The organism is Pectobacterium fontis (genome assembly GCF_000803215.1).
GTDB classification, from domain to species: domain Bacteria; phylum Pseudomonadota; class Gammaproteobacteria; order Enterobacterales; family Enterobacteriaceae; genus Pectobacterium; species Pectobacterium fontis.
In genome coordinates this window covers 1-11,969 of the sequence record NZ_JSXC01000026.1, presented here as the reverse complement: position 1 = coordinate 11,969, position 11,969 = coordinate 1, and the positions used below count along the sequence as shown (strand labels likewise).

Sequence of the window (11,969 nt, the reverse complement as noted above, 5' to 3'; positions counted from 1 at the left end):
ACTCAGCGATACACCGGCAGCAAGTCGAGGCTGGAAAGGATATGTATCAGCGCGGTGCTGACACCAAAGAGCAGCACCAGCGCAATCATCGCGTTGCCGCCACGGACACGAAACTGCGGGCTGCCAAAGCGGCGACGTGATGCCAGCGCCAGCAGCGCAGGCGTAATCACCGCCCATACGGTGGCGGCTAATCCGGCAAAGCCAATCGCGTAAATAAAGCCGTTCGGATACAGCAGGCCCCCGATAATCGGCGGGGAAAACGTGACCAGTGCCGTTTTCGCCCTTCCCATTCGGCTATCGTCAAACTTCAGTAAATCTGCCAGATAATCAAACAGCCCCAGCGTCACCCCGAGAAACGAACAGGCGACGGCAAAATTGGAAAAGACGGTCAGCAACACGTCCAGATAAGGGCTGTTCAACACCCCACCTAGCGTTTGTACCAACACATCAATATTTCCGCCCTGCTCGGCAATCCCGATAAAATCAGGACGCGCGATGTTTCCCATCGTGCCAATCAGCCAGATGGCATACATCACCAGCGCCAACACACTGCCAATAAACAGACAGCGTTTGATGATCTGTGGTTCACGACCATAATGCTTCACCAGACTAGGGACATTGCCATGAAAGCCGAAAGATGCAAGGCAAAAAGGCAACGTCATCAGCACGTACGGAAGGTAGCTCGGAGTCTCTTCGGCAACATTGAGTAAAACGACGGGCTTAACGTTCCACAGCAAGCTGCCAAACGTCATGAAGAAGGTCAGAACCTTCGCCGCCAGAAAAAAAGCGGTCATGCGGCTCACCGCCGCCGTACTCCACCACACCGTCAACGCCACAAACAGCGCAAACAGGAAGCCGCCGAGGCGGGCAGAGAAATTTATCGACATCTCCGCAAGCGTGTGGCTAATAATTGAACCGCTCGCCGAAATGTAGGCGTAGGTCAGGATATAAAGGACAAAGGCAATCGATATGCCATTAACGATATTCCAGCGCTTACCCAACAGATCTTTGGTCAGCGTATCAAAGCTGGAGCCAGTCGGATAATTCAGGTTGGCTTCCAGTATCATTAATCCTGAGTGATACATGCAAAACCAGGTCAACACCAACACAGCAAATGACCAAAAAAACCAGGCCCCCGACATCACCACCGGCAGGGAAAACATCCCGGCACCGATAATCGTCCCTGCAATAATCATCGACCCGCCAAACAGCGAGGGAAGACGCTTTTCCGTACCGTTTTTCTCTCTGGTATTTTCGTTCACTGCGCGTGTTGCCATAGCCGATAGTCGCTCGTTAGATTTTAAGGCGGGATCATGGCATAAAACCAAAATTATTCCATTGATTCATATTGGTTCTACGCTCATTTGTGCCAAATAAAAAACCCAGCCATGAATCGGCTGGGTTTGTCTGTATCGATAAAAATGCCTTACAGCGGCTGAGTTTGTGCTTCCACTACCGCCAGCGCCACCATGTTCACGATACGGCGCACAGAGGCAATCGGCGTCAGGATATGTACCGGCTTTGAAATTCCCATCAGTACCGGCCCCACCGTCACCCCTTCAGAGGAAGAAACGCGCAGCAGGTTATAGCTGATACGCGCCGCTTCCATATTCGGCATAATCAGGATGTTAGCCGAGCCTTTCAGCGGGCTGTCTGGCATTTGATCGCGACGAATGGCTTCCACCAGCGCGGCATCACCGTGCATCTCACCATCGATTTCCAGTTCCGGTGCCAGCTTGTTGACCAGCGCCAGCGTCTCGCGCATTTTCCGCGCCGTCGGAGAATCTGAAGTCCCGAAGCTGGAATGCGACAGCAGTGCGACTTTCGGCTCAATACCGAAACGGCGTACGCTTTCTGCCGCCATCAGCGTGATTTCCGCCAGTTGTTCCGGCGTTGGATCGGCATTAACGTAGGTATCGGCGATAAACGTGTTGCCGCTTGGCAGCATCAACGCGTTCATCGCCCCCGCGGTATGCACGCCATCACGGTAACCAAACACTTTTTCGACCACATCGAAGTGCTCTTCATACGTGCCAATCGTACCGCAAATCAGCGCATCGGCCTCGCCACGGTGAACCATGATAGAACCGATCAACGTCGGATTACCGATCACCGCACGTTGTGCTTTTTCCTGCGATACGCCACGGCGTTTCATGATCTCGAAATACTCGCTCCAGTATTCTTTGAAACGCGGATCCGATTCGTTGTTAACCACTTCAAAATCTTTGCCGATGGTCAATTGCAGACCCAATTTTTGCAGACGTTTCTCAATCACACTCGGGCGACCAATCAGAATTGGGAACGCTAACCCCAGCGTCACCAGTTCCTGTGTGGCATGCAGCACACGGGCATCTTCCCCTTCAGCGAATACCACACGCTTCGGCTGCTGACGCGCCTGTGAGAAGATCGGCTTCATGAATAGGTTGGTTTTGTAAACGAACTGAGTCAGTTTTTCGATATACGCATCGAAATCCTCGATCGGACGCGTCGCCACACTGGAGTCCATTGCGGCCTTCGCGACCGCCGGGGCGATCTTGATGATCAGGCGTGGATCGAACGGTTTTGGAATCAGGTATTCCGGGCCGAATGACAGATCCTGATCGCCATACGCAGATGCCACCACTTCACTCTGCTCCGCCAGCGCCAAATCAGCAATCGCGTGAACACAAGCCAGCTTCATCTCTTCGTTGATGGTGGTCGCACCCACGTCCAGTGCGCCACGGAAAATGAACGGGAAGCACAGTACGTTGTTCACCTGATTCGGATAATCCGAACGGCCAGTACAGATGATGGCATCAGGACGCACCGCTTTCGCCAGCGGCGGCAGGATTTCGGGTTCTGGGTTCGCCAACGCCATGATCAATGGACGCGGCGCCATGGTTTTCACCATGTCCTGAGTTAGGACGCCGGGGCCAGAGCAGCCAAGGAAGATATCCGCGTTCGGGATCACATCAGCCAGCTTCCGCGCCCCATTATCTTCAATCGCATACGCGGCTTTGGTTTCTTCCATGTTTTCATCACGACCATGGAAAATTACGCCACGCGAATCACACACGACGATGTTGTGCTTCTGCATCCCCAGCGCCACCAGCAGATTCAGGCAGGCGATAGACGCCGCACCCGCGCCGGACACCACCAGACGCACATCAGAAATGTTCTTCTCTACCACACGCAAACCGTTCAGCACGGCGGCGGTACAGATGATCGCCGTACCATGTTGATCGTCATGGAAGACAGGGATCTTCATGCGCTCACGCAGTTTCTTCTCGATGTAGAAGCACTCTGGTGCCTTGATGTCTTCCAGATTGATACCGCCGAACGTTGGCTCCAGCGCTGCGATCACATCGATCAGCTTGTCGGGATCCAACTCGTCGACTTCGATATCGAACACATCAACACCGGAGAATTTTTTGAACAGAACGCCTTTACCTTCCATGACTGGCTTACCGGCCAGTGCGCCGATATTGCCCAGCCCCAGCACAGCCGTTCCGTTAGAGATGACCGCGACCAGATTACCGCGTGCGGTGTATTTGTAGGCGGCCAGCGGATCTTCTGCAATTTCCAGACAGGGTGCAGCGACACCAGGGGAATACGCCAGTGCCAGATCGCGTTGCGTCGCCAGCGGCTTCGTCGGGGAAACCTGAATTTTTCCGGGGATCGGATACTGGTGGAAATCAAGGGCGCTTTGCTTTAGCTGTTCATCCATTTTATGTACCTTTTCGGTTTTGTTGTGTCTGTAGGGTAAAGAGTACCCAGTATAGTGTTTGCAAATAACGAAACTACCGAGGATGGCAAAAACTGCGGGAGAATGCTGGTTAATATAGTTATTTTATTTGATGGTTTTTCGTGCAAAAAACAGGGCGCGATGACAAGAAATCGCGCGGTACAGATGTACTACGCGATCGGAAGAGATAGGCAAGAAGAAAAATCTAGTGTCTGGCGGATATCAAGCTCAGCACCGTGCGCGCATTGCTGGCGCTGGTGGCGATGACATCGACAATACCAGAGCGTAGCGCAGCCAGAATCGCCGTCGCTTTGGTATTTTCAGAGGCGATGGCAATCACATAAGGGATCTTGTGGAGCTGATCGAGACTCAGGCCGATGACTCTGTCATTCATCACCGTATCCACGGGTCGGCCCTGAATATCCAGAAAAGCATAGCCCGCAATATCACCGACCACGCCCTCATCCTGACGCGCCGTGATAATTTCCTGTGAGGTAAACCAGCCGAGCTGAACCATAAAGCTGTTTTCGTTCATGTCGCCTAATCCCACCAGTGCAATATCCGCTTTGCTGGCCCGTTCAAGCGTGTCATTAATCAAACGGTTTTGCATAAAGGAAGATTTCAGCGCGGGGTTTTCGACATAGGCAGGCGCGTACAGCGTTTCACTGGTAGCGTTGAATTTTCGTGCCAGATGGCGGCTGATATGATCGGCGTCAATCAGTTCCCCATCACGCTGCGTACCGCCGATGCCACAGATAAATTTGCAGTGTCGTTCTGGAAAAACGCCTACGTGACTGGCGACAGCCGCCACGTTGCGCCCCTGTCCGACCGCTACGGACATGCCATTTTTCAGGATGCTGGACAAGTAAGTGGACACCAGCGAGGCCACCTGCTGGCGTTGTTCATCTTCATCATGGTGATCGATCGCAATCAGCGCACGCTTGATGCCAAAGCTCTTAATAAATTGCTGTTCAAGCTGAGAGCTAAATACCGGATGATAGCGAACATTGATCTCGACGATCCCTTCCGCCCGTGCGCGCTTCAACAAACGTCCAACTTTGATACGCGAAATGCCAAAACGGCTGGCAATTTCTTCCTGAGTTTGTTGATTTTCATAATACGCGACGGCTATTTCCGTTAGTAATTCACTGTCTGAATCAAATTCACTCATGACTTAACCCATTTTGGTTTCGCTTAGGGTCACTCGCTCACCCTGTCCATTCAACAATGCTGAAACACTACGCACCAGTTGGCAGAAATGCTCCGCGTCCCATGCAGACCTGCCAATAAATAATCCGTCAATATCTGCGCATTGAATAAGTTCGTCCGTATTATGCGGATTCACGCTGCCGCCGTACAGAAGCGTAATACGCGAGGCAAGGTCTTCGTCATACAGGGCAACCAGCGCCTGACGCAAAGCCGAGTGAATAGCTTGCGCTTCCTGTGCGGTGGCAGGCGTTCCCCCTTCGCCAATGGCCCAGACAGGCTCATACGCGATGATGACCTTTTCCGCCTGCTGCGCGTGTAAACCAGCCAGCGCAATTTTCATTTGTCGAATCACGGTTTCTTTAGAAACGCCCCACGCCTTCTCTTGCGCACTGTCGCCCACGCAAACCAGAGGACGCAGTTGGTAACGCAGCGCGGCCTGCACTTTTTTCTGGATATCCGCATCGTTTTCCGCAAAGTGTTGCCGCCGTTCGGAATGCCCTAGCTCGACCAGCGCGGCACCGCAATCACATACCATTACCGGAGACACCTCTCCCGTCCATGCGCCATTGTCAGCATAATGCATGTTTTGCGCCCCAGTCAGGCAATTCACCTGATGCGCAGACAGGTACTCGGTCACTTCCCTTATCAAGGTAAAAGGTGGGATCACAAAGGGTTGAATGCATTCACCTGCCGCAGGGTTAAGCTGTCTGGATAACACCGCACAATAGTCCATCGCTTCCTGCCGGGTTTTATTCATTTTCCAACTCGTGCCTATCATCACTTTTTTCATGTCATTTCCTGCTTTTGTGCAGAGGCGTGTGCTGTAGCGTAACAAAAGTTACTCAACAAGACTTATATTCACACTACAAACACATTGCCGATCACAAAAAAGCGCCATAAGTAAAAAAAGTGTGTTTAATGTGATCGGATTCAAAGCTATTTCCTCAATACATCGTAAAATCCCATAAAACAAAAGTTCATTCAATGAACATATGAACAAGCAAACCACTCCGGTTTATGCGAAAAAGGGGAAATTATGTCGACCGCAAAAAAACCCGTTGTTGCTCTGACCATCGGCGATCCAGCAGGAATCGGCCCCGAAATCTCGGTAGCAACCATGATGGATAAAGACGTGTATGAAGAGTGCCGCCCTTTCCTCATAGGTTCGGTTCCCATCATCCGCCGCGCGATGGCCATTAAAAACTGCGATTTTTCGATCAACGTCATTACGTCTCCTGCCGAAGCCAAGTTCACCTGGGGTACGCTGGATGTGTTAGAAACGGGCGAATATGATTGCGAGAGCATCGAATGGGGTAAGGTTCAACAGCTCGCCGGGAAGATGTCTCTTGATTACGTCATGAAATCCATTGAGTTAGGACTGGCTGGCGACATTGATGTCGTCTCTACTGCCCCCATCCATAAAGAAGCGATCAAACTCGCAGGCTGTAAATTACCGGGACACACCGAAATTTATCAGGTTGAAACCGGCTCAGATTACGGCCTGACGATGTTCCATGTGCAAAAACTGCGGGTGTTTTTCGTCAGCCGCCATATCGCGCTGAAAGAAGCCTGCGACTATGCAAATAAAGAACGTGTTCTCGCCTGCGTCCAGCAAATTCACCATGAATTTACCGCGCTCAATATTAAAAACCCGCGTATCGCCGTCGCGGCGCTTAACCCGCACGCCTCCGATAACGGCCTGTTTGGCCATGAAGAAAAAGACAACCTGATTCCTGCCGTCAAAGCCGCTCAGGAAATGGGTATCAACGCGATAGGCCCGATTCCGGCGGATTCTGTTTTCCATCTCGGAAAACAAGGACATTACGACGCCATTCTGTCGCTCTATCACGATCAGGGGCATATCGCCTGTAAAACACTCGATTTCGAGCGATCCATTACCATCACTTTCGGCTTGCCGTTTATGCGCAGTTCTGTCGACCACGGCACGGCTTTCGATATTGCCGGAACGGGCAAAGCAGGCACGGTGAGCATGCTGGAATCGACGCTGGTTGCCGCACGTTACTGGAAAATGAAGCACTAACGCCGGTTTCAGGTCACTGATGGAGAACATACCATGACGCGATATTTGGAAATTATCAGGGGCGGTAAAGGCTGGGGCGGGCCGCTGCTGATTAATGTCACACCAGAGAAAAAGATTGCCTACATCACCGGGGGAATTCGCCCTACCGTGGTCGATCGGTTAATGGAACTCACCGGCTGGGAATCGGTGGATGTCTTCAAACACGGGGAACCGGATGAACAGGAAATCGGTTTAATGGTCATCGACTGCGGCGGCACGCTGCGCTGCGGTCTTTATCCCAAACGCGGGATCCCAACCATCAATCTCCACCCGACCGCGAAAACGGGGCCGCTGGCAGAGTTTATCCGAGAAGATATCTACGTTTCGGATGTCACCCCCGCCGGTATCCGATTACGGGCTGAGGGGAAGCAGGGGGACAAACTCGGTATCGTCGCTGACGATCTCACTGGCGCGACGACAATCGGCGTCCTGTTAGCGCGTAGCGGCATGAAAACCGCCGCCTTTTTTAATACCACGTCCTTCACCGAGTGTGAATCAGACTGGCAGGCCATGGTGATCAGCAGCGATAGTCGCCCTCTGCCGAAAGCCGAAGCGAAAAACCGCGTGAGAAATGCAACACAAGCACTCCTGGAACGCGGTGCGGTCTATTTCACTAAACGTGTTGATACCACCCTGCGCGGGGGTATCGGCTACGAAATTGATGCCATGCTGGAAGTCCTGCCGCAGGAAACCATCGCGGTAGTTGTTCCCGCCATGCCGCAATCACGGCGTATTGTGGTCGGCGGTTATTCGGTCATTGATTCGGTCGCCCTCTCCTGTACCGATGTCGCTAAAGACGTTCGCACGCCAGTGACGGAAACCTTTGTTCCCGGGCTACTCGGTGAGCAAACTCACCATCAGGTGAAGCATATTCCTCTGTCTTGCGTGTTAAAAGGCTACCACGCCATTAGCGATGCTCTGGTTCAACAACAGCGGGAAGGCGCGCGCGTGATTGTCGTCGATGCTATTTCACTGGCCGATGTAGAAAATATTGCCCGTGCTGTCACCAAACTCAATTGGAACGTATTGGCCGTCGATCCCGGTCCTTTTACCGAGCGTCTGGCTTTTACCCGAGAAATGATCCACGACGAAGAGCGCAAAGAGAAAGCGCTCATCCCTCAGGAACAGCAGCAGGGTTCGGTTATTGTCGTCGCTGGCAGCGCAACGCCGGTCACCAAAAGACAGCTTACCGCACTCATTGAAACTGACCCGCGTGTTTGCCACATTCCTATTGATGCCGAATTGCTGATCGATAAAGAGCACTCGGCGGATATCGAAGTACAGAGAGTCGTCAGGCAAGCGCTGGAGTGCGTGAAAACGCACGCCAATGCCATTTTCGTATTTGAATCCGCACTCACAGGCCGTCTGCTCGATCTCCACGAGGAAGAACAGCGTTTCGGGTTGGAGCATGGTCAGGCGGCGGAAAATATCAATCAGGGTCTGGGTAAGATTGTCAAAACGGTGCTGGACGCTGCCGCCTCAGACATTAAAGGGCTGTACATGACGGGCGGCGACACCATGGTCAACGTCCTCAAACAGCTTGGTGCCAACGGTATTGAGATGGTGGATTACGTTATCCCTCAAACCGATTTGGTAAAAATTATTGGCGGTCATTATGAGGGATTAATTTGCGTTGGGAAAGGCGGCTTGACCGGACCAGAGGATATTATCCATACCATTATTAATCACATTCATCGGGAAACCATTCAATAAATAAAAAATATAAATGACAAAGCGTAATTCAATATAAAAATAGTCCCTGCGTATTGCATAGGTCTGATTAACAGACCTGGATGTTGCTCTACCCTACACGAGAGAAACACCATGAAAAATATAAACATCCTTGAAAAAATGAATAAAGTCCCTGGCGGGTTAATCATTATCCCCCTGCTAGCGGCGATATTGATGAATACCTTCGCACCATCACTATTACAAATAGGCGGCCCTACCACAGCATTATTTAAAGCAGGCTCCAGCGCCATGATGGGAATATTTCTTCTCATCTGCGGATCGTCAATTAATATTCGTCAGGCAGGTCTTCCGCTCTATAAAGGCACCATACTGCTGATGTTGAAATTCAGTGCTGGCGCACTGGCAGTATGGTTGATGGGCACTTTTTTTGGCCCCGCTGGCTTCTTTGGCATTTCTACGCTGGCGTTTATTGCCTGTATCACCAGTTCAAACAGCTCGTTATATATTGCTCTGTGCAGTAACTACGGCGATGCCAGTGATGCCGGTGCCATCTCTGTTTTCTGTATTAAAGATGGTCCCTTCGTGACAATGGTGGTGCTCGGCGTCAGCGGTTTAGCCAATATCCCGTTTGCCGCCCTGCTCTCTATGCTCATCCCGCTACTCATCGGCATGCTGTGGGGTAATCTTGATGAGAAGTTCAAGCAACTCTGCGCCGCTGCGCAACCGCTGGTGATTATTATCATGTCATTCGCGATTGGCGCTAATTCCAGCATGCACACCGTCTTTACGGCGGGTTTATCCGGCATTGTTCTGGGCATCATTTCCGCTTTCACCGGGCTGGTTTTCTACTTCCTGTACAACCTATTCCTGAAACGAAAAACGGCGCTGGGTGCCGCGCTTGGCACCACCGCAGCCAGCTCCGCACTGACACCCGCCATGGTGGCACAGGCCGACCCGAGTCTTCAGATCTTTGTTGACTCTGCCACCGCGCAACTGGCCACAGCCAGCATTATCACCATGCTCACCGCGCCCGTGCTCGTCGCCTGGTTTGATAATCGCTTGAAGAAAAAAGGCATTATTCCATCGGGCGCAGAAAATAATGCGCCGCAGGCCGGGCCGTCCCATGCGCTTAATACATCAGCCAATAAGCAAAAGTAAGGAAAAGGAAAATGAGGCGGATTATCTGGCAGGCAACAATAAGCTCGGTAGGCGAAAATGCAGCATTATTTCTGAGCGAGAAACGTCTCATTCTTTTCAGCGACAACGCACCTAAGGACATCCGAGATTATTGCATTACTCATCATGACGGTGAGTTAATTGAACCACTTTCTCCTCATCAGAAAATGGAATTATTCGGCATCATTTATTCAATTAGTGCAGTAGGTGAGGTCGCCAGTCAAAATCTGAAAGAACTAGGGCATATTACGTTGTTATTTGATGGAGCCGAAAAAGCGGAACTGCCCGGCACTCTTCACCTGATTGGCCCGCTCCCCACAGCGCTATCGGCACAAGGCAACATGACAATTTTCGCGGAGTAATAGCGAACGCTGGAATTAAGAGACAACGCTGTCTGATAACAGACTGTTTTTAAATATTACTGCTTTTAAATATCACTGTTTTAATAAAACGTAAGGATAATTACCATGAAACCAATCGCTATTGGCGCAGATGATGCAGCCTGGAGTTTACGCGATATCCTCACCCGCTATCTGGACTCGCTCACTATTCCCTGGGTCGATTTTAGTAGCGACAAGAATCAGGATAACACGATCTACCCCGACGTCGCACATGCGGTCGCGGTGTCGATTAAAGCGGGAACATACGAGCGTGGGATCCTGCTGTGCGGTACTGGCATCGGTATGAGCATTGTGGCAAATAAGGTCACCGGCATTCGTGCAGCGCAGTGCCATGACACCTATTCGGCTCAACGGGCCAGAAAAAGTAACAATGCACAGATTATCGCACTGGGCGCTCGGGTTATCGGCCCAGAACTGGCAAAAGAGATTGTGAGTGCCTGGCTGGATGCTGAATTTGAAGGCGGCAGTTCAGCGCCAAAAATTGAAAAGATCAGCTATTACGAGCATCAGGAAAGCACTCGTTAACTACGGTAATGACCCGCTAAAACGGGTCACGGATTCGCCGCCAGTGGCGAATCCCTCTCTCTATACGCTTTCCAATGACAGTAATCATAAAAGTGCATGTCATTCTACCCAGCAATGAGGCAGTGCGGCATGGCGCTGCGGATACGCTTCCGCTGATGACTTTTTAGTTATGCCAAGGAGCTCATTCATGAACCAACTCGATGCCCTTAAGCAGTTTACCGTGGTGGTCGCCGACAGCGGCGATATCGACTCCATTCGTCAGTTTTCACCGCAAGATACCACCACGAATCCATCCCTGATCCTGAAAGCCGCCACGCTGCCCCAGTATCAGCCGCTGTTTGCTGACGCAATTGCCTACGCACATCAGCAAGGCGGCAGCAAAGAAACTCAACTCATCAACGCCAGCGACCGACTGGCGGTGAATATCGGTGCGGAAGTGCTGAAAAGTATTCCGGGGCGCATCTCCACTGAAGTGGATGCCCGGCTCTCGTTCGATCGCGGTATGTGCGTGGCGAAAGCCCGCAAACTTATCGGGATGTATCAGGAAAAAGACATTCCGCGTTCGCGTATTCTGATTAAACTCGCCGCCACCTGGGAAGGGATTCGCGCCGCCGAAGAGCTGGAAAAAGAGGGAATTAACTGCAACCTGACGCTCTTGTTCTCGTTTGCGCAGGCGCGCGCCTGTGCCGAAGCGGGCGTTTTTCTGATCTCGCCGTTTGTGGGTCGGATTTATGACTGGTATCAGCAAAAGCAGCCGACCAGCGACTATCAGGCCGAAAACGATCCCGGCGTGATCTCTGTGCGTAATATCTATGATTACTACAAACGTCACCGCTACCAGACGGTGATCATGGGTGCCAGCTTCCGCAAAGTGGAACAGATTCTGGCGCTGGCGGGATGCGATCGCCTGACAATCTCCCCTGCACTGCTGGATCAACTAAAAAACAGCACGGCTCCGGTCGAACGCCAACTCACGCCATCAACCGAAGCGTTCCATCACCCTTCCCCCCTGTCTGAAGCCGAGTTCCGCTGGGAGCACCATCAGGATCCGATGGCCGTCGATAAACTGGCGGAAGGCATACGCCTGTTCGCTGCCGATCAACAAAAGCTGGAAACGCTGTTGGCGGCCAAGCTGTAACTTGTGGAGTCAAGCATGTCCTCT

Annotated in this window: 10 protein-coding genes; 6 read left to right on the top strand and 4 right to left on the bottom strand. The window is 51.8% G+C overall.

What is annotated here, in order from left to right; all coding sequences use genetic code 11:
• Positions 1 to 2 precede the first annotated feature (2 nt).
• The 4 genes from mtr to OI69_RS08410 form a co-directional block, all read right to left on the bottom strand.
• Positions 3 to 1,277, bottom strand: coding sequence for a tryptophan permease (mtr, locus tag OI69_RS08425; protein ID WP_039348684.1), 1,275 nt, complete (start codon positions 1,275 to 1,277; stop codon positions 3 to 5).
• Positions 1,278 to 1,426: 149 nt separating this feature from the next.
• Positions 1,427 to 3,706 (bottom strand): NADP-dependent oxaloacetate-decarboxylating malate dehydrogenase, encoded by a 2,280-nt coding sequence (maeB, locus tag OI69_RS08420; RefSeq protein WP_039348682.1) that lies wholly within the window; start codon positions 3,704 to 3,706, stop codon positions 1,427 to 1,429.
• A 223-nt stretch (positions 3,707 to 3,929) separates the two neighbouring features.
• Entirely contained in the window at positions 3,930 to 4,895 is a 966-nt protein-coding gene (locus OI69_RS08415; protein WP_039348679.1) for a sugar-binding transcriptional regulator, read from the bottom strand.
• A 3-nt stretch (positions 4,896 to 4,898) separates the two neighbouring features.
• On the bottom strand, positions 4,899 to 5,723 hold the full coding sequence (locus tag OI69_RS08410) for a triose-phosphate isomerase (RefSeq protein ID WP_039348676.1): 825 nt from the start codon (positions 5,721 to 5,723) through the stop codon (positions 4,899 to 4,901).
• 246 nt (positions 5,724 to 5,969) lie between these two features.
• Between OI69_RS08410 and pdxA the strand changes: the two genes are divergently transcribed.
• The 6 genes from pdxA (at position 5,970) to tal (ending at position 11,945) form a co-directional block, all read left to right on the top strand.
• Positions 5,970 to 6,974: a 4-hydroxythreonine-4-phosphate dehydrogenase PdxA gene (pdxA, locus tag OI69_RS08405; protein WP_039348672.1), complete on the top strand. Its 1,005-nt coding sequence runs from the start codon at positions 5,970 to 5,972 to the stop codon at positions 6,972 to 6,974.
• Between the two features lie 33 nt (positions 6,975 to 7,007).
• Positions 7,008 to 8,726: a four-carbon acid sugar kinase family protein gene (locus tag OI69_RS08400; RefSeq protein WP_039348669.1), complete on the top strand. Its 1,719-nt coding sequence runs from the start codon at positions 7,008 to 7,010 to the stop codon at positions 8,724 to 8,726.
• A 111-nt stretch (positions 8,727 to 8,837) separates the two neighbouring features.
• Complete coding sequence (locus OI69_RS08395; protein WP_039348667.1) at positions 8,838 to 9,863, top strand: 2-keto-3-deoxygluconate permease; 1,026 nt, start codon at positions 8,838 to 8,840, stop codon at positions 9,861 to 9,863.
• 11 nt (positions 9,864 to 9,874) lie between these two features.
• Positions 9,875 to 10,243 (top strand): PTS glucitol/sorbitol transporter subunit IIA, encoded by a 369-nt coding sequence (locus OI69_RS08390; RefSeq protein ID WP_039348663.1) that lies wholly within the window; start codon positions 9,875 to 9,877, stop codon positions 10,241 to 10,243.
• Between the two features lie 105 nt (positions 10,244 to 10,348).
• Positions 10,349 to 10,807, top strand: a complete 459-nt coding sequence (locus OI69_RS08385; protein WP_039348660.1) for an RpiB/LacA/LacB family sugar-phosphate isomerase — start codon at positions 10,349 to 10,351, stop codon at positions 10,805 to 10,807.
• 187 nt (positions 10,808 to 10,994) lie between these two features.
• A complete protein-coding gene (gene tal / locus OI69_RS08380) occupies positions 10,995 to 11,945 on the top strand; it encodes a transaldolase (protein ID WP_039348657.1) in 951 nt (316 codons plus the stop codon).
• Positions 11,946 to 11,969 lie beyond the last annotated feature (24 nt).

What these genes read in the sequence shown, in the direction of transcription:
- mtr (WP_039348684.1), bottom strand. Translation starts at nt 1,277, where the DNA reads ATGGCAACACGCGCAGTGAACGAAAATACCAGAGAGAAAAACGGTACG.
- maeB (WP_039348682.1), bottom strand. Translation starts at nt 3,706, where the DNA reads ATGGATGAACAGCTAAAGCAAAGCGCCCTTGATTTCCACCAGTATCCG.
- OI69_RS08415 (WP_039348679.1), bottom strand. Translation starts at nt 4,895, where the DNA reads ATGAGTGAATTTGATTCAGACAGTGAATTACTAACGGAAATAGCCGTC.
- OI69_RS08410 (WP_039348676.1), bottom strand. Translation starts at nt 5,723, where the DNA reads ATGAAAAAAGTGATGATAGGCACGAGTTGGAAAATGAATAAAACCCGG.
- pdxA (WP_039348672.1), top strand. Translation starts at nt 5,970, where the DNA reads ATGTCGACCGCAAAAAAACCCGTTGTTGCTCTGACCATCGGCGATCCA.
- OI69_RS08400 (WP_039348669.1), top strand. Translation starts at nt 7,008, where the DNA reads ATGACGCGATATTTGGAAATTATCAGGGGCGGTAAAGGCTGGGGCGGG.
- OI69_RS08395 (WP_039348667.1), top strand. Translation starts at nt 8,838, where the DNA reads ATGAAAAATATAAACATCCTTGAAAAAATGAATAAAGTCCCTGGCGGG.
- OI69_RS08390 (WP_039348663.1), top strand. Translation starts at nt 9,875, where the DNA reads ATGAGGCGGATTATCTGGCAGGCAACAATAAGCTCGGTAGGCGAAAAT.
- OI69_RS08385 (WP_039348660.1), top strand. Translation starts at nt 10,349, where the DNA reads ATGAAACCAATCGCTATTGGCGCAGATGATGCAGCCTGGAGTTTACGC.
- tal (WP_039348657.1), top strand. Translation starts at nt 10,995, where the DNA reads ATGAACCAACTCGATGCCCTTAAGCAGTTTACCGTGGTGGTCGCCGAC.